Origin of the sequence: Mesorhizobium sp. M0139, assembly GCF_040322455.1 — a bacterium.
In the GTDB taxonomy this organism is placed as follows: Bacteria; Pseudomonadota; Alphaproteobacteria; order Rhizobiales; family Rhizobiaceae; genus Mesorhizobium.
This window is the reverse complement of sequence record NZ_JAMYTN010000011.1, coordinates 173895-190848: the sequence shown is the minus strand read 5'-3', so window position 1 is coordinate 190848 and position 16954 is coordinate 173895. Positions and strand designations below refer to the sequence as shown.

At 62.4% G+C, this 16954-nt stretch carries 20 protein-coding genes and 1 pseudogene; 12 read left to right on the top strand and 9 right to left on the bottom strand.

Annotation, left to right across the window (positions count from 1 at the left end):
* The first annotated feature begins 13 nt into the window (after window positions 1-13).
* The gene (phoU, locus tag NKJ58_RS20290) at window positions 14-718 is read left to right on the top strand and encodes a phosphate signaling complex protein PhoU (protein WP_023670109.1); all 705 of its coding nucleotides are present in this window, start codon (window positions 14-16) and stop codon (window positions 716-718) included.
* A gap of 16 nt (window positions 719-734) precedes the next feature.
* Complete coding sequence (gene phoB / locus NKJ58_RS20285) at window positions 735-1424, top strand: phosphate regulon transcriptional regulator PhoB (protein WP_023822590.1); 690 nt, start codon at window positions 735-737, stop codon at window positions 1422-1424.
* A gap of 30 nt (window positions 1425-1454) precedes the next feature.
* Here the strand turns inward: phoB and NKJ58_RS20280 are convergent, their stop codons facing one another.
* Window positions 1455-2690 carry an ROK family protein gene (locus NKJ58_RS20280; protein WP_352853689.1) on the bottom strand — a complete coding sequence of 412 codons (1236 nt, stop codon included), beginning with the start codon at window positions 2688-2690 and terminating at the stop codon, window positions 1455-1457.
* A gap of 286 nt (window positions 2691-2976) precedes the next feature.
* Here NKJ58_RS20280 and xylF point away from each other — a divergent pair, with 286 nt between their 5' ends.
* The 4 genes from xylF to NKJ58_RS20260 all read left to right on the top strand — a co-directional run bounded on the left by xylF (window position 2977) and on the right by NKJ58_RS20260 (window position 8092).
* Window positions 2977-4017: a D-xylose ABC transporter substrate-binding protein gene (gene xylF / locus NKJ58_RS20275; RefSeq protein ID WP_352853687.1), complete on the top strand. Its 1041-nt coding sequence runs from the start codon at window positions 2977-2979 to the stop codon at window positions 4015-4017.
* Between the two features lie 145 nt (window positions 4018-4162).
* The gene (locus tag NKJ58_RS20270; protein ID WP_352853685.1) at window positions 4163-5479 is read left to right on the top strand and encodes a sugar ABC transporter permease; all 1317 of its coding nucleotides are present in this window, start codon (window positions 4163-4165) and stop codon (window positions 5477-5479) included.
* 12 nt (window positions 5480-5491) lie between these two features.
* On the top strand, window positions 5492-6289 hold the full coding sequence (locus NKJ58_RS20265) for an ATP-binding cassette domain-containing protein (RefSeq protein WP_023683966.1): 798 nt from the start codon (window positions 5492-5494) through the stop codon (window positions 6287-6289).
* A 156-nt stretch (window positions 6290-6445) separates the two neighbouring features.
* The gene (locus NKJ58_RS20260; protein ID WP_023670103.1) at window positions 6446-8092 is read left to right on the top strand and encodes a CHASE domain-containing protein; all 1647 of its coding nucleotides are present in this window, start codon (window positions 6446-6448) and stop codon (window positions 8090-8092) included.
* A gap of 39 nt (window positions 8093-8131) precedes the next feature.
* Here NKJ58_RS20260 and NKJ58_RS20255 read toward each other — a convergent pair whose 3' ends face one another.
* From NKJ58_RS20255 to NKJ58_RS20230, 6 genes are all read right to left on the bottom strand, one after another.
* Complete coding sequence (locus NKJ58_RS20255) at window positions 8132-8374, bottom strand: YMGG-like glycine zipper-containing protein (protein ID WP_023670102.1); 243 nt, start codon at window positions 8372-8374, stop codon at window positions 8132-8134.
* Window positions 8375-8457: 83 nt separating this feature from the next.
* The gene (locus NKJ58_RS20250) at window positions 8458-8784 is read right to left on the bottom strand and encodes a hypothetical protein (protein WP_023670101.1); all 327 of its coding nucleotides are present in this window, start codon (window positions 8782-8784) and stop codon (window positions 8458-8460) included.
* A gap of 142 nt (window positions 8785-8926) precedes the next feature.
* Entirely contained in the window at window positions 8927-9103 is a 177-nt protein-coding gene (locus tag NKJ58_RS20245; protein WP_023683964.1) for a hypothetical protein, read from the bottom strand.
* A gap of 129 nt (window positions 9104-9232) precedes the next feature.
* The gene (locus tag NKJ58_RS20240; protein WP_023670099.1) at window positions 9233-10267 is read right to left on the bottom strand and encodes a sensor histidine kinase; all 1035 of its coding nucleotides are present in this window, start codon (window positions 10265-10267) and stop codon (window positions 9233-9235) included.
* Between the two features lie 163 nt (window positions 10268-10430).
* On the bottom strand, window positions 10431-10598 hold the full coding sequence (locus tag NKJ58_RS20235) for a DUF1328 domain-containing protein (RefSeq protein ID WP_023670098.1): 168 nt from the start codon (window positions 10596-10598) through the stop codon (window positions 10431-10433).
* Window positions 10599-10818: 220 nt separating this feature from the next.
* Complete coding sequence (locus tag NKJ58_RS20230) at window positions 10819-11613, bottom strand: response regulator (RefSeq protein WP_352500616.1); 795 nt, start codon at window positions 11611-11613, stop codon at window positions 10819-10821.
* Window positions 11614-11825: 212 nt separating this feature from the next.
* On the opposite strand from NKJ58_RS20230, the gene NKJ58_RS20225 reads away from it, so the two are divergent.
* Together NKJ58_RS20225 and NKJ58_RS20220 are read left to right on the top strand one after the other, a co-directional pair.
* The gene (locus NKJ58_RS20225) at window positions 11826-12029 is read left to right on the top strand and encodes a NepR family anti-sigma factor (RefSeq protein WP_023670096.1); all 204 of its coding nucleotides are present in this window, start codon (window positions 11826-11828) and stop codon (window positions 12027-12029) included.
* Between the two features lie 3 nt (window positions 12030-12032).
* Complete coding sequence (locus NKJ58_RS20220; protein WP_023670095.1) at window positions 12033-12584, top strand: sigma-70 family RNA polymerase sigma factor; 552 nt, start codon at window positions 12033-12035, stop codon at window positions 12582-12584.
* 56 nt (window positions 12585-12640) lie between these two features.
* Here the strand turns inward: NKJ58_RS20220 and NKJ58_RS20215 are convergent, their stop codons facing one another.
* The gene (locus NKJ58_RS20215) at window positions 12641-12958 is read right to left on the bottom strand and encodes a response regulator (protein WP_050485906.1); all 318 of its coding nucleotides are present in this window, start codon (window positions 12956-12958) and stop codon (window positions 12641-12643) included.
* A gap of 338 nt (window positions 12959-13296) precedes the next feature.
* On the opposite strand from NKJ58_RS20215, the pseudogene NKJ58_RS20210 reads away from it, so the two are divergent.
* The 3 genes and pseudogenes from NKJ58_RS20210 to NKJ58_RS20200 all read left to right on the top strand — a co-directional run bounded on the left by NKJ58_RS20210 (window position 13297) and on the right by NKJ58_RS20200 (window position 14982).
* A pseudogene (locus NKJ58_RS20210) lies at window positions 13297-14058 on the top strand (Crp/Fnr family transcriptional regulator).
* Window positions 14059-14182: 124 nt separating this feature from the next.
* Window positions 14183-14509 (top strand): ElaB/YgaM/YqjD family protein, encoded by a 327-nt coding sequence (locus NKJ58_RS20205; RefSeq protein WP_023670092.1) that lies wholly within the window; start codon window positions 14183-14185, stop codon window positions 14507-14509.
* An 11-nt stretch (window positions 14510-14520) separates the two neighbouring features.
* On the top strand, window positions 14521-14982 hold the full coding sequence (locus tag NKJ58_RS20200) for a hypothetical protein (RefSeq protein ID WP_023806538.1): 462 nt from the start codon (window positions 14521-14523) through the stop codon (window positions 14980-14982).
* A 57-nt stretch (window positions 14983-15039) separates the two neighbouring features.
* On the opposite strand, the gene NKJ58_RS20195 is transcribed toward NKJ58_RS20200, so the two are convergent.
* Window positions 15040-16614 (bottom strand): sensor histidine kinase, encoded by a 1575-nt coding sequence (locus tag NKJ58_RS20195; RefSeq protein ID WP_502902319.1) that lies wholly within the window; start codon window positions 16612-16614, stop codon window positions 15040-15042.
* A 112-nt stretch (window positions 16615-16726) separates the two neighbouring features.
* On the opposite strand from NKJ58_RS20195, the gene NKJ58_RS20190 reads away from it, so the two are divergent.
* Complete coding sequence (locus NKJ58_RS20190) at window positions 16727-16954, top strand: hypothetical protein (protein WP_023670089.1); 228 nt, start codon at window positions 16727-16729, stop codon at window positions 16952-16954.

Here is a 16954-nt window from a genome sequence, read left to right as displayed (position 1 = left end):
GAGGACCAAGATCATGGGTGAACATACCGTCGCCTCCTTCGATGAAGAGCTCGGGCAGATCAGCAAGCTGATCCGCGACATGGGCGATCTGGCAGGCTCGATGGTCAGCGGCTCGACCAGGGCGCTGCTCAATTCGGACAATGCGCTGGCACAGCGTGTCGTTTCCGACGACGCCATCATGGATGCGCGCCAGCGCGAACTGGACGACCGCGCCATCACGCTGATCGCCAAGCGCCAGCCGATGGCCAACGATCTGCGCGCCGTGGTCGGCTCGATCCGCATGGCGGGCGACCTCGAGCGCATCGGCGACCTCGCCAAGAACATCGCCAAACGCGTCGGCACCGTGGGCTTGAGCGTCACGCCGCGCGACCTCTCGCACTCCATCGATGCCATGGCGCAACTGGTGCTGATCCAGGTGCAAGGCGTCGTCGAGGAATATGCCGCCACCGATGCGGCAGCGCTTGCAAAACTCAGGAATGACGACGAGCGCATCGACGTCAAATACACGTCCGTGTTTCGTGAGCTTTTGACCTACATGATGGAAGACCCTCGCAACATCACCGCCTGCACGCATCTCTTGTTCTGCGCCAAGAATCTTGAGCGCATCGGCGATCATGTCACCAACATCGCCGAAAATGCGTATTATGTGCTGACCGGCCAGCAATTGCCCGCCAATCGTCCGAAGCAGGACGAGACGGCGATGGCCACGCCGGCCTGATGAGGGTGAACTGCCTATGATCGCGCCACGCATCATGGTCGTGGAGGACGAGGAGCCGCTGGGCGTGCTCCTCCGCTACAACCTCGAATCCGAAGGCTATCAGGTCGAGGTGGTGACACGCGGCGACGAGGCCGAGATCCGCCTGCAGGAAAACGTGCCCGATCTCCTGGTGCTCGACTGGATGGTGCCCGCTGTTTCCGGCATCGAGCTCTGCCGGCGGCTTAGAGTGCGGCCCGAAACCGAGCGGCTGCCGATCATCATGCTGACCGCGCGCGGTGAGGAAAGCGATCGCGTGCGCGGCCTGTCCACCGGTGCCGACGACTATCTGGTCAAGCCATTCTCGACGCCGGAGTTCATGGCGCGCGTGAAGGCGCTGCTGCGCCGGGCCAAGCCGGAAGTGCTGTCCAGCGTGCTCAAGGTCGGCGACATCGTGCTCGACCGCGAGTCGCACCGTGTCTACCGCAAGAAGAGCGAGATCAGGCTCGGACCGACCGAGTTCCGGCTGCTCGAATTCATGATGCGCCATCCCGGCCGCGTGTTCTCGCGCAGCCAACTGCTCGACAATGTCTGGGGCGAGACGATCTATATCGACGAGCGAACCGTCGACGTCCATGTCGGGCGCTTACGCAAAGCGGTCAACAACGGCCGCATGCCGGATGTCATCCGTACCATTCGCGGCGCCGGCTACGCGATCAGGGAAGACTAGGATGCTGCGCGTCGCGCCGTTGCCGGCCATTCAGGCGACATGCTTGCCGGATTTGGCCTGAATGCCCGGCGCGAAAATCTCCTGATCGACGAAGCCGAGCGCGCGCATGGCACAGCCTTCGCGGATCAGCGGCAGCTCGTTGGGCTCGGTGTCGAAGGAGATCGATTTCGAGTGCTGGCCGCCGGCGGTCTGGGCGATCGCTTCGCGCAATGCCGGTTCGATCAAGTCGAAGGCGGCGGCGCTGACGCCGACCATGGCGACGGGTGCCGGATCGATCAGTGCAAACAGGCTGCCGAGGCCGAAGCCGAGCGCCTCGCCGGCCCTGCGATAGGCTTCGCGCTCCGGGCCATCGGTTTCGCGGGCGCGCGCGGCGAGTGCGCGCATATCAGCGTCGCCGATATCGACCGGCTCGGCATCTTCGCTCATCATTTTGGCGCTGCGCCAGATGGCGTAGTTTCCGGCATAGGCCTCGACGCAGCCGCGCCGCCCGCAGCGGCAGAGCGCGCCGCCCGGACGGTGGATCATGTGGCCGAACTCGCCGCCCGAGGAATGGGTGCCGGTGAACAGTTCGCCTTTCAGCACCAGGCCCATGCCGATGCCGTGCGATAAGAGGATGGCGATAAAATTGTCGCGGTAGCGCTCGGGCTGGCGCCATTGCAGCGCCACCGCCATCATGTTGCAATCGTTCTCCATGGTGGCAGGAATGCCGAATTCCGCTTCCAACATGTCGGCGAAGGCAATGTCGGTCAGTGGCGTGATCGGCGACCACAGCATGGCGCGCGCCTGCGAATCGGTGATGCCCTGGATGCCCATGGCAATGCGGGCGATGCTCTGGACATCGAGGTCGGGATCCTCAAGCCGCCGCCGGACGATTGCTACGCATTCGCCAATCAGCTCGTCGCGCGGCTTGGTCAGCGTGTCCAGCCGGCGCTGTTCCTCGGCGACGACGTGGCCGGCATAGTCGATGACGGTGACGGACAGGAAATTGAGCGACAGCACGACGGTCATCACCGCCGCCGCTTCCGGGTTGAGACCAAGGCCCACCTGCGGCCGGCCGCGTTTCAGTGCGCCGGTCTCGCCAGGTTTGCCTTCAATCAGGATGCCTTCTTGAATCAGATCAGACGAGATTGCCGATATGGTCGAGTGGCTGAGGCCGGTGGTCGCCGCAATCTCGGTCCGCGACGGCTGGCCGGCCCGGCGCACGGCCGAAATCACCATCGCACGGTTGCGACGGCGCAGATCGTCGTGGCGGATCCCAACCGACATTTGTTTTCCTCCCGGCCTCCTCGCGCCTCATGATAGTGAAGGCGTTCGACGGCACCAGCCAAATATTGGCAGACGCCGGCAGCCCTGTCATTGTTTATTGCGGACCTCGAAAAAATTCGGCAAGGCCATCAGAATCCATCAGAATCGATGTTGACAGCGCCTTATCGATGTTGACAGCGCCTTATCATTGAACCAGTATTTTTTCGAGGCTCGAAAAAATAGGGCCTCTGTGTGCCGGCCCTCGGGCCAGTTTTGTCGCGCCGCACGCGGCGCAGGGAGGATTATGATGAACAGATTTGCAGCCGCCATGCTGGCGGGTGTCGCCATGTCGCTGGCGCTGATGTCGGTCGCGCAGGCGAAGGACAAGGTCATCGGCGTGTCGTGGTCGAACTTCCAGGAAGAGCGCTGGAAGACCGACGAGGCGGCGATGAAAACGGCGATCGAAGCCGCCGGCGACAAGTACATTTCGGCCGACGCGCAGTCCAATCCCGGCAAGCAGCTGACCGACGTCGAAAGCCTGATCTCGCAGGGCGCCAACTCGCTGATCATCCTGGCGCAGGACGCCTCGGCCATCGGCCCGGCGGTGCAGAAGGCGCTGGACGAAGGCATTCCGGTCGTCGGCTATGATCGCCTGATCGAGAACAAGGACGTCTTCTACCTGACCTTCGACAACAAGGAAGTCGGCCGCATGCAGGCCCGCGAAGTGTTCAAGGCGAAGCCCGAAGGCAACTATGTCTTCATCAAGGGCTCGGGCTCGGATCCGAATGCCGATTTCCTGTTCTCGGGCTCGATGGAAGTGCTCAAGGAAGCCATCGACTCGGGCAAGATCAAGAATGTCGGCGAGGCCTATACCGATGGCTGGCTGCCGGCCAACGCCCAGAAGAACATGGAACAGTTCCTGACCGCCAATGACAACAAGGTCGATGCCGTGGTTGCGGCCAATGACGGCACCGCCGGCGGCGTTGTCGCCGCGCTGACGGCGCAGGGCCTTGCCGGAACGGTTCCGGTCTCGGGCCAGGACGGCGACCATGCCGCCCTGAACCGCATCGCGCTCGGCACGCAGACGGTGTCGGTGTGGAAAGACGCGCGCGAACTCGGCAAGAACGCCGCCGAGATCGCCACGCAGCTTGCCGATGGCAAGAAGACGGGCGACATTGCCGGCGCCAAGGACTTCACCACGCCTGGCGGCAACACCGTCAAGTCGCTGTTCCTGACCCCCGTCGCGATCACCAAGGACAACCTCAACGTCGTCATCGACGCCGGCTGGATCAAGAAGGACGAAGTCTGCACAGGCGTCGCCGCCGGCAGCGTCGCGGCTTGCAACTGATCTCGACGACTTGAAGAAAATGAGGCGCCGCGGCTGTCAAGCCGCGGCGTTTTCTCTACGAGAATTGTGTGTTTCCGCCATCGGCGGCAAACTTCTAGGCTGTGGTCCGGCATCCGCGCCAGACGGCAAGCCGCTGGAGGACATCATGACCGACACGACCTCAAATCCGCAGGCCGATACGGCACGAGCGTCTGAACTCGGCGCGGTCGCCCGGTTCCTGAAAGCGACCGAGCTCGACACGCGCATGCTCGGCATGGTCGGCGCGCTGCTGGTCATCTGGGTCGGCATACATATCCTGTCGGGTGGGCTTTTCCTGACGCCGCGCAATCTTTGGAACCTGTCGGTGCAGACGTCCTCGGTCGCGATCATGGCGACCGGCATGGTACTGGTCATCGTCATGCGCAACATCGACCTTTCGGTGGGCTCCGTCGAAGGCGTGATCGGCATGATCATGGGCGTGGCACAGGCCGAATTCCTGATTCGCGTCATCGGCTTCCAGCTTGGAAACCCCTGGCTCTGGGTCGTCGCGCTTGCCGCCGGCGTGGTGCTTGGTCTGCTGATCGGCGCGTTCCAGGGCTTCATCATCGCCTATATGCAGGTTCCGGCCTTCATCGTGACGCTTGGTGGCCTGCTGGTCTGGCGTGGCATGGCATGGCTCATAACCAGCGGGCGCACGGTCGCGCCACTCGACGCCACCTTCCAGCTGATGGGCGGCGGACCACGCGGCTCGATTGGCGCCGCTGCCAGCTGGATCGTCGGCATCGTCGCCTGCGCGGCGGTCACCTTCGCGCTGCTCAACGGTCGCTCGCAGCGCAAGCGCTTCAGCTTTCCACTGCGCCCAGTCTGGGCCGAGACCCTGCTTGGCGTGGTCGCTTGCGCGGCCATCCTCGGCGCCGTGTGGATCGCCAATTCCTATCCATGGCCGATCGGCATCGTGCGCCAGTACGCACAGCAGAACGGCATCACCGTTCCCGAAGGCGGGCTGTTCATCGCGCATGGCATCGCCATACCGGTGCTGATGGCGGTGATTGTCGGCATCATCATGACGTTCATCACCAAGCGCACGCGTTTCGGCCGCTATGTCTTCGCCATCGGCGGCAATCCGGAGGCAGCGGAACTCGCCGGCATCAACACGCGCTGGGTGACCATGAAGGTGTTCATGATCATGGGTGTGCTGGCTGCAATCAGCGCGGCGATCTCGTCGGCCCGTCTCAATGCGTCAACCAATGCGCTGGGCACACTGGACGAGCTTTTGGTAATCGCGGCCGCTGTCATCGGCGGCACGTCGCTCGCGGGCGGCGCCGGAACGGTGATGGGCGCCATGCTCGGCGCGCTACTGATGCAGTCGCTGCAATCCGGCATGGTGCTGCTCGGCATCGACTCGCCGCTGCAGAGCATTGTCGTTGGCGCTGTCCTGGTCATCGCCGTCTGGCTCGACACCGTCTACCGCAAGCGCGTCTAGGGAGGAACGATTATGGAAAAAACTGCTCCCACCGGTACGCCACTGATCGACATGCGCAACATCTCGATCGCGTTCGGTGGCATTCGCGCCGTCGACGATGCGTCCATCGATCTTTTCCCGGGCGAAGTGGTGGCGCTGCTTGGCCACAACGGCGCCGGTAAGTCGACGCTGATCAAGATCCTGTCGGGCGCCTACAAGCGCGATGCCGGCCAGATCTTGGTCAACGGCCAGGAGGCCTCGATCTCCAATCCGCGCGACGCCAAGAAATACGGCATCGAAACGATCTACCAGACGCTTGCGCTGGCCGACAATGTCGACGCTGCCGCCAACCTCTTCCTCGGCCGCGAACTGATGACCGCGTGGGGGACACTCGACGATGTCGCCATGGAGGCCGAGGCGCGCAAGGTGATGGGCCGGCTCAATCCGCGCTTCCAGCGCTTCAAGGAGCCCGTGATCAAGCTATCGGGCGGCCAGCGCCAGTCGGTGGCGATCGCACGCGCCATCCTGTTCAACGCCCGCATCCTGATCATGGACGAACCGACGGCCGCGCTTGGGCCGCAGGAGACGGCGCAGGTCGGCGAACTGGTAAAGCAGCTCAAGGCCGACGGCATCGGCATTTTCCTGATCAGCCACGACATTCACGACGTGTTCGAGCTTGCCGACCGGGTCTGCGTAATGAAGAACGGCCAGGTCGTCGGCACCGCGCTCACCACCGATGTGACGCAGGACGAAGTGCTCGGCATGATCATCCTGGGAAAGTGCCCGCCCGGCGCCATTCCCGGTCCGGGTGCGCTGAAGATCGCGGCCTGAGACCACGCTATCGTCAGCTGTCATGTTCACTGATGCTCGAGATCGATAAGCCGGCTAAATATGCATGATATGCCAGCTGTCATTATGGCTTGGCCGCGCCATTGTCTTGCCGCGGCGACTTGCCCATAAAGGTCCCGAACCGTCCATGGGCCTGCGTTGAAGAAGTTTTTCCCGATCCTTGCCTTCATTGCCGTTGCACTGATCAGCCTGACGATGGCGGGCTTCGCCTATTTCGCGACCCAGGAAGCGGCGCGCATCAAGTTCGAGGCGACGGCCGACGACGCGCTCAACCGCATCGAAAGCCGTATCGATCTGCATCTGTCACTGCTGCGCTCGACGCAGGCGCTGTTCGACGCCCGCAATGGCGAGATTTCAGGTAGCGAATTCAAGGCCTTCTTCAGCGCCCTCGATGTCGATAACAATTTCGCCGGCCTGCGCGGCATCGGCTATCTCAGGCTGGCCAAGACCGGTGACGAAGCGGCGGTCGAGCGCGACATGTTGCGCGACCGCGGCGCCGCCCACACGGTCTATCCGGACACGACACAGCCATGGCGCACGCCCGTCGTGCTGTTCGAGCCGCTCGACCCTGCCAACGAATCCACCATCGGCTACGACATGTTCACCGAGCCGGTGCGGCGCGAGGCGATCGAAAAAGCGATGGCCGATGACGCACAGCACGCAAGCGGTCTGGTCCAGCTCGGCCAGGACACTGGCGCGGCGCAGACCTTTACCGGTTTCCTGGTCTTCGTCAGGCTCAATGTCGAAACCGCGCCGGATGGTATCAATGCGTCCAGATCATCGACATCAGGCCTTCTCTACGCGGCCTTCCGCGCCCGCGACCTGTTCCAGACCGCGCTCAGCCGCACGCCTTTGCTGCCGGTCAACACCGCGGTCTATGACGGCACGGCCGACGCCGACAATCTTCTGTTCCAGTCGGAAACGCCGCCGGTTGCGAGCTTTGGCGACAGGCTGTTGGTGACGCGCAAGATCATCGTCGCCGGTCGGCCGTGGACGGTGCTGTTTCGGCCGACAAGTGCATTTTCGCAACCGTCCTCGCGCGCCATTCCGGTCATGCTCGGGCTGTTCGGCCTGCTTCTGGCCGGGGCCATCGCGTTGGTGGCGCGCTACCAGGAGCGCGCCTACGACGCCAAGTCGCTGCTGCATGAAACGACGGAAAAAAGCCTGCTCGAAAAGGATTTGATGCTGCAGGAGATGAAGCATCGGATCAAGAATTCGATCACGCGGGTGCTGGCGATTGCGCGCCAGACGGCAGCGCAAGCAACCGACGTGAAGGAGTTCTCAACTTCCTTCTCAGCCCGCCTGCAGGCAATGGCGGCTTCCCAGGATATGCTGACGCGTTCGCGCTGGCAGAAGGCCGATCTTGGCGACCTGCTGCGCATCGAGCTCGGCCAGGTGTTCGGCAAGGAGCTTCCGGAAGGGATATTGTCAGGGCCTCAGGTGCTGCTCGACGAGAGGACGACGCAGGCGCTTGGCCTGACCTTTCACGAACTGGCGACGAATGCGCTGAAATATGGCGAGGCCGGCAATTCCGTGGGTGCGCTCAAGGTCGACTGGTCGTTCGAGGGGCGCGGGTCCGAGCGGATGCTGGTTCTGAACTGGCGCGAGGCCGGGCAGAAGGAACTCGAAGCGCCGGCGAAGACCGGCTTCGGCACCAAGCTGATCGACCTCAATGTCACGCGCGAATTGCGCGGCACGATTGCCCGAGATTTTCGCATCGATGGGCTTACGGTGGAAATCAGGATCCCGCAGCCTGATGCAGTCAAACAAACGGAGACCGGCTGACCGGTCTCCGTCGCGATTGTCTGACGCTTTTGAAGCGGATCAGCAGCGAGCGGTGTAGAGCCGGCCGCGATTGTCGCGATACTGGCAATAGCCGTTGCGCAGGTTGCGCACCAGCAGGCCGGAACCGGCGCCAACGGCTGCGCCGATCAGCGCACCCTTGCCGCCGCCGATCAGTCCGCCGGCCAAAGCACCGACACCGGCGCCGACACCGACATCCTGCTCGGTCGTGCTGCAGCCGCTGACGGCGACCACCGCAACCATGGCAATAATCAATTTCCGCATAGAATCTCTCCTCACTTTTGTCCTCACTTTAGTAAGCTCCAGCCGCTATTTAGCACGAAACAGCAGCCTTTGCCCGCTCGATCTTATTGTTGGCTAAGAGAGTCTTTTTCGCGGCGCGTGGCGTTCGACGCGACCACGACACTGGAAATCTGCAAAGACGCGTCGAGGGTGCCGTCCGGGCGCACGTTCCAGACGATCTGGTCGTAATCATCTTCCAGCGCGGGGTCGACCGTAAGACATTTGGCAACGACGTGCTCGGCCTGACCCTGCACGTCGCCGGCAGCGAATGGACGTTCTGCCGTGCATGCTTCGGCGGTTTCGAAAACACTGACCGGCACCGGCAGTTCACGGCATTCGGTCATGTTGTTCGAACAGCCAATTACCAAAAGCAAAGCGGCGATGTGTTCCACGGCGACACGTCCTCTCGCCATAAGAACGGTCCACAGCCGTCAAAGTTCCTGTGCCGAAAGGGGCGTTAATAATTGGTCGGCTACGAGCTGGACAGTTTCTGAGCCAGGCTGCTTGGGAGCAGCGTGAACCTGAGCATCTGGCTCAGACCAATTGCGACGCCACGATCAGCACAACAGCGGCGACGAGCGCGACAGCGGCGACGCGAAGCAAGGGATGCCAGGCGTGCTGCAAAGGCGAGGCTGAAGCGTCAGGATCCTGAAAGCCGCTCATCGACACCCGGGCGGCCTGCTCCAGCCTGTTCATATCGGCAACCGTCATGATCATTCCTCCCATACTCGCGTTGCAGGCTGCGGCCGAAACATCGGTTGAATCGGTCAAGATCCAGCAATCTCTGGGAACCACAGCATCGGATTTTATGGTGAACAGCCGGTTAAGGAATCCCGCCGCTCATTCGGTTTCGAAATTGCCGTGCGGAACGACGAGGCGATATTCGAGGCGGTCACTGGTGATCTCCAGCGTCGCCGTGCCGTTCAGCGATGCCGGCACGACACGTTCGAGGGCAACGCTGCCGAAGCGTTTCTCGGTGCGCCTGTTATCATTGGCGACAATGGCCTCGACCCAGGTCAGCGACAAAGCCGGCTTGTCTGCGGCCTCTGCGACGTTCGACAGATCGGCGGTTACCTCGACAAAGCCGTCCGGCCGCGCCAGGGCGCCGTAGCTGAATGAATTGACGGCGAGTTCGTGCATGGCCAGGCCGATATGAATGGCCGCGTTGGGATTGAGGTAGGGGTTGACGCCATTGAAGCGCAGGCTCTGCGCGGGATCGGCGCCGTAGCGAACGACCTGGCCGCGGATAAGCTCGCGAAGTGCTGCACCCCGCCAGTTCGACGACGTCACCAGGTCCTGCGAGGAAGCCAGTGACTGCAGGCGGCCGCGAAAGCGCTTCAGGAAATCGTCCGGTGTCTCGGAATAGCGGCCGGTCTGGGTGGCAATACTCTGGATGATAGCCAACAGGTTCTTGGAGCGGTGGCTGACTTCGCGCAACAGCGTCTTCAGCGTCTGTTCGCGGCGTTTCTGCTCGGTGGTTTCCACCATCGTGGTGACGACGCCCTGCACGTCGCCGCGATGGCCCCGATCGGCATCGACCCATACCTGGAACCAGCGCATGCCATCACCGGTGGGAACACTCAGTTCAAGGCGTTCCGGATTGCCGGAAGCGATCACATTGCTTTTGGCGGCGGCGATTTGCTCAGCTTGCGCCGGTGGCAACGCGCCGTTGCTGTCGGCTGTGTCTGAAACCCACGGCGCACGCATGTTGCGGGCCCATACAGTCTTCAATTCACGATCCTGATAGAGGACGGAAATGCCGGCATTGTGCAGAGCGTGAAGCAAGGCCCGGCCAAGCTGCATTCCGCTTTCAGCCGGGTGCAGTGCGATCACCTCGTCGCCCTGTCCGCTCTCGCCTCCGCCAATGGAACGCATCAATCACCTGTCCACCTGATCAGGACCGAACGATTCACTTGGACTCAGTTCCTGAGTAGGTCCCCAGAAAAGGTCCGCCGGACGATGTCCCGTTGGAGGACATCGCCCGGCGGTGGCTGGAAACCGTTTGAGGGGTGCGGCTTCCAGTGTTCTTCGCCCGCTCCTACGATGCCCGTCTGAACAGGCCGGCCAGAAGCGAGATGACGAGGAAGGCGAGAAAGATGAAGAACAATATTTGCGCGATACCGGCCGAGGTACCGGCGATGCCGCCGAAACCAAGCGCGCCGGCGATGATCGCCACGACGAGAAATACGAGCGCCCAGTAGAGCATGATCTGTCTCCTTCCGATACTGGATCAAGAACGTGAGTGATTGCTGTTTGTTCCACCATTTGCCGAAAAAGAAGGTCTTTGGAAGAGGCCCGGACGCGAATTGATTCGCGCGCGTGAGCGCCATACGGCGCGACGGGCAGCCGCCGATCGCCGGGTTAGGCGATCGCCAGTGCCGCCAACGCTGCGAGGCGGCGAAAAGTTGGAGATTGAAGGCCCTACTTCACGCGGCGGCCTTGGCCTGCCGGTCGAAGAACAGCGCTTGGCTGATCAGCGCCTTGACCATGTCGGGATTGAACGGCTTGGTGACGAGGAAGGCCGGTTCAGGCCGCTCGCCGGTCAGCAGACGTTCGGGGAAGGCGGTGATGAAGATTACCGGCACCGAAGTCGACGACAGGATTTCGTTGACCGCATCGATACCCGAGCTGCCATCGGCAAGCTGAATGTCGGCCAGCACCATCTTCGGCCTTGTCTTGGCGAACATCGCCACCGCCTCGGTATGGGTGCGCGCGGTTCCGACCACGTGGTGGCCGAGGCTCTCGACCATTTCCTCGATGTCCATGGCGATCAGCGGCTCGTCCTCGATGATCAGCACATCGGTCGCCACCTGGCGAGAGATCTCGTTGCTCGCCTGGGCAAGCAGTTCGGAAAATTCCCTGGCGTCGACATCGAGAATTTCAGCTGCCTCGTCTTCGCCGAAGCCTTCGACCGCGACCAGCAGGAAAGCCTGGCGTGGCCGTGGCGCAATGGCGTTCAGATTGGCGGCGGCGCGCTGCTCCCATGCCGATTGCGCCTGCTCCTGCGGAACGCGGATGGCAATGGAGGTGAACAGTTTGGCGAATACCTTATAGAGCGCGATGCGGTCGCTTGACGCTTGCGGGAAGATGTCGACGTCGGCGATGATGGCTTCGAGCATCGCGGCTACCAGCGCATCGCCACTCTCCTGCGATCCGGATACGGCGCGTGAAAAGCGGCGCAGGAACGGCAGGTGCGGAGCGATGGTTGCGGAAAGGCTCATGGTAGACGTCTCCCTCAGATGACGTGATTGCATAGATTGCAGGTCAAGCTGATTGCAAGCCCCAACATCCAAACGCGGGTTTTGCGAAAAAGTTCCGACACTTGTGGAACGAAACTGCACGGGCGACGTTTGTGGTGCGATGGGCAACCAGACGAGGGGGCCGCTTTGCGTTGTGTAATGGGGCGGCTCGGGGCGCTGGATTTAAGGGCGAAATGAAGGACATGAATAAAGAAACGCTGGCTGGCGCCGCTGACAGGCGCCGGGCCAATTCCGGCGACCCGCTCGGGGCGAATTCGGAAATTGGCCGTAAACTCAAACAGTATTATGACGAGCTGGTCTCGGACAATGTGCCGGATCGCTTTGCCCAGTTGCTCAGCCAACTGGAAAAGGCCGAACCCGCACAGAAGAAGGACTGAGGCATGGCAGCTGTCTCACAAGGGTTCAAGACCGACCTGCTCGGCTCGATCCCGAGCCTGCGGGCCTTTGCCGTGTCGCTGACGCAGAATGCCGACAAGGCCGACGATCTGGTGCAGGAGACGCTGGTCAAGGCTTGGGACAAGCATGAGAGCTTTCAGCCCGGCACAAATCTCAAGGCATGGCTGTTCACCATCCTGCGCAACGAGTTCTATTCCCAGATGCGCAAGCGCGGCCGCGAGGTGCAGGACAGCGACGGCATCATGACGGCCAGGCTTGCCGTTCATCCGGCTCAGCACGGCCAGCTTGACCTCAAGGATTTTCGCGGCGCGCTCGAGCAACTCCCCGAGGACCAGCGCGAAGCCATCATCCTCATCGGCGCTTCAGGCTTTTCCTATGAAGAGGCCGCCGAAATCTGCGGCTGTGCGGTCGGAACGATCAAGAGCCGGGTCAGCCGGGCCCGCACACGGTTGCAGGAGATCCTCAAAATCTCCGGCGAAGACGAATACGGGCCGGACGCGATCTCGTCCCAGGTGACGGGTTCAAACGCTGCCTGACGGCGGAGGCCCCGTTTGCGGGCCTGGGCTCTCTACACATACGCATCGAAGATATCTCAGACTGGCGCGCGGCCGCAGGCCGCCGCCAGAGCCTCGACGAGATCGGTCCCCGAATAAGGCTTGGTGACCAGGCGGATGCCGGGAAAAGACCCTTTGATCTCATCGGGGTCCGAATAGCCGGAGGCAAAGACAAACGGCAGGCCCGATTGGCGCAACCGCGCGGCGAAATCGAGTGTGGACGTTCCGCCCAGCATGAGGTCCACGATAGCGGCGTCGAACTCGCCAACGACCTTCTGCTCATCGATCTCGGCCAGAGCGCGGGCAATCACTACGTCGTTCGCGCCATGGTCGCGGCAAAGCTGCTCGACATCCATGGCGATCAGGAATTCATCCTCCAAGACAAGAATTCGCAATCCCTCAAGCAATGGCGGCACTTGGCAATCTCTCCTCAATTCTTGCAGCATCGGGTACAGTGACTCCAGTCAACCGCATCGCGGACCTTGGGGGATCGGTCAGGCCTTAATCCGAAAAGTTCGCCCACCGGCTCTACTCCACAAGCGAGCTTCGAATTCGCCTCAGTGGAGTGTAGCGAGTCATGATCGCTATTTGCCATCCTGTCATTTAAAAAAGACATGCCGTCGGCAGCGGAACCGCGGCCTTACAAGGCGTAGCACTCAGTCTCTGGCAAGAGACTTTCGAAAGAGGGATCGAAATGTCTGGCCAGAATGGTCGTTCGTTTTCCAGCCGTCAGTACCCATGCGAGATCTGCCCGCTTCGGCCATTGCCGGTGTTCCGGGAATTCGAGAAGCAGGAGCTTGCCTATGTCAGCATGTTCAAGAAGGGCGAACTGGCCGTCGACAAGGGCGCCACAGTGCTGGTCGAAGGCAGCCAAAGTGCTCATCTCTACACCGTGCTTTTCGGGCTGGGCCTTCCGCTACAAACTGTTGTCGGACGGCAGGCGCCAGATCCTGAACTACTCCATGCCCGGCGATCTTATCGGGCTGCAGGGCAGCCTGATGGGCGAAATGCAGCACTCGGTCGAGGCGCTGTCGCCCATGCTGTTGTGCGTCTTCGAGCGTGAAAACCTGCACGAGCTCTACCGCAACCATCCGGGCCTTGCCTAGACATTACCTGGCTGGCGTCGCGCGAGGAGCGCATGCTGGACGAGAACCTGCTCAGCGTCGGCCGGCGTACGGCGGTCGAGCGCACCGCCTATCTCATTGCCTTCATCGCCAGCCGCGCGGCGGCAGTCGGGCTCAACGGCAAGGCGCCGGTGCAAATCCCGATTACCCAGCAGCATGTCGCCGATACGCTCGGCCTGTCGCTGGTCCACACCAACAAGACGATCCGCAAGCTCATCGATCGCAAGCTGATCGCCTGGCGCGACGGCGGTTGCGAAGTGATCGATGGGGAGGGGCTGAAGGATCTCGCGCGCTGGGAGGGCCTAAGCGAAGGCCGTCGGCCGCTGATCTGACAGGCAGGCCTCCATCTGGGGCTGGACTCGCACTTGCAAACACCCTTTCATGGATACGGTCTCCGATTTCGGAACCATGACGTGTGTCGGGCGTTTGAAGCCAAGCAAACGCAAGGAGTTTAGAATGGCAACTGCCGCAGGAAAAACCGCCAACGAAAGTCAGACGAACGCCGACCTCGAAGCCGACATTCGGCAGTTGAAGGCGGATATCGAAAAGTTGACCAAGCAATTGGCCAAGACCGGCGAACATGGTTACGGCACGGCGCGGCGCGCTGCTGCCGAAGGCGTCGACCAGTTGCGCGCCCAGGGTGAAGCCGTCTTCGACAGCCTGCGTGGCAACGCCAAGGATCTTGAGGCCCAGATCACGGCCAATGTGCGCGAGAAGCCAGTTACTTCACTGGCGATCGCGGCCGGCGTCGGCTTCCTGTTTGCGCTTCTTGCCCGGCGCTAGTTTCGACAGAGATGGGCATGCTGGCACCGCTTATCTCGGCCTTGGCCTCGGGTGAAGCCATTGCCGCCATGCGCCGCGCGCGCACGGCGGCAATCGTCTACGGGTTCGCCGCCGTCGCTGCCCTGTGCGGCCTCGGGTTTCTCCTGGGGGCGGCCTACATCTGGGCGGCTGACCGTTATGGCTCGATGGCCGCCTGTCTCGGCTTCGCGGCTGGTTTCCTGGTACTGGCCGGGCTTATCGTGCTCATTCATCAACTTGCGGCTGGAACGCGTGCGCGCCGACGTGCGCGAAGGCGCAATGCCGACCTGAAGGCGCTCGGTATCACCGCGGCGCTTGCCGTGCTGCCGGCCTTGCTCAAGGGGAAAGGCGGGAAGGGCGTCATTCTCGGCCCGATGATCGCGCTCGCGGCCTATGCCATCTACCGTGAGAACGTCAAGCCGGACCGGGGCGATCCGGACAGCGAAGCCGACTAAAGCGCGCGCGCTGATACGCTGTTCCCGGGAAAACCGCTTCGCACTTCTGAAATTGCTTTAAGCCGGCAGATCTTCAAGCGGCATCGATATTTCGGCGAACACGCCTTCGCTGCGGAATTCGTGGGTCACTTCGCTCGATAAAACCTTGGCGAGGCTGCGGCGGATCAGGATAGAGCCGAAGCCCTGGCGTTCCGGCGGGTCGACTTTCGGCCCGCCGCTTTCGCTCCAGGTCAGCACAAGGCGGCGCGCGCCTTTCTTGCCCGCCGCCTTCCAGTCGACATCGACCTTCCCCGAGCCAACCGACAGCGATCCGTATTGCAGCGCGTTGCTGGCCAGTTCGTGCATGATCAGGCCGAGCCCCACCGCCTGGTCAGGCGAAAGCAGCAGCTCCGGACCGGAGATCACGATGCGCGGCCGTTCTGCCGAATCGAACGGCTTGACCTCGATCTGCATCAGTTCGCGAATACCGATGCCGCGCCATTCGCGATCCGACAGCAGGTTATGGGCAGCGCCCAGCGCCTGCAGCCTGGCGCCGAAGGCTTCCAGGAATTCGCTTGGGCGGCGAGCGTGGCGAACGGTCTGCGTCGCCAGCGCCTGCACCGTCGCCAGCGTGTTCTTGACCCGATGGTTGAGTTCGCGCAGCAGCAGCCTTTGCCGGTCCTCGCCGAGCTTGCGTTCCGAGATGTCGTAGTTGACGCCAAAGATAAGCGTCGGCTTGCCTTCGCCGTCGCGCTCGATGACGCGGCCGCGGGTGACTATCCAGCGCGGCGGATCGAAGCCTTTGACACGGTATTCGCCGAAATAGTCGTCGCTGCCGGTCAGGGCATCGCGAAAGCGCGTCTCGGTCTGGTAGACGTCGCGCGGGTCGATGGCGGCCAGAATGTCGCGCGCCCGCAGCCGGTTCGAACGCGGCAGGTTGAACAGCTCCGACAAACGCACGTCGCATTCGATCATGTCGGTGCGGATATCCCAGGCCCAACTGGCGAGCGAGGCGGCGTCGAGCGCTATGGCTCGGCGCTTTTCCTCCTGCGCCAAAGCAGCCGTGGCAATGGCGCCGCTGCGGGTGGCGTCCTTGAGGGTAAACAGGCTGGCGGCGAGGCTGGCCAGCGATTTCAAATGATCGAGCGCGGCAGCGGACGGAAATTCATGCGGCTCCCGGTCGAGTACGCACACCGTGCCGACGCGCGCGCCGGCGACCACCATCGGCGCGCCGACATAAAAGCGGACATGGTGTTCGCCGGTGACCAGCGGATTGCGGGAGAAGCGAGGGTCGATGCTGGCATCCGGCACCACCATCGGCTCGTCGCCGGCGGCAATGGTATGGGCGCAGAACGATATGTCGGTCGCGGTTTCGGTCTCGTTGAAGCCGACACAGGATTTGAACCACTGTCGTTCGGTGTCGAGCAGCGTGACGAGCGCGATCGGCGCCTGCATCACGGCTGCGGCAACGTCGGTGATGTGATCGAAGTCGGGATCGGAGTCGGTGTCGATCGCGTCAAGCCCGTGCAGTACGGCAAGCCGCTCCGGCGCCGCCACGGCGCGGCGGACCTCAACCGGCAAACCAGCCTGCTTCGCCACCTTGCTATCCACCAAGCCCCCTCGCTTGCAGGCCCCACCCGCGGTGGCGCGCATCTTGCGCGGCCGTCGCGCGCCGGAACTTTTGTAGCAAGCAATCGTTACCCCACCATGTTTCGCCGGCGATGGTTTCATCGACCATGCCGGTTGCACGATAGGAACGCCGCCAATGACCAAGATCGCCCCTGAAAACAAAGCCCGTCAGGGGCGCTGGGGTTGGCACGGCCTGCGCATATTGGTCGCCGCGTTGCTCCTGGCTTTTATTGCTTGGGGAGCGGCCGAGATTTATGGCCAAAAGATAGATCCAGATACCCCTGAAAGCCAAGGGCAGCCCACCGGCCAGACCGCGCCGGCCAACCAGAGCTCGCCAGCCGGCGAGGGGCAGTCGGGCGGCTAG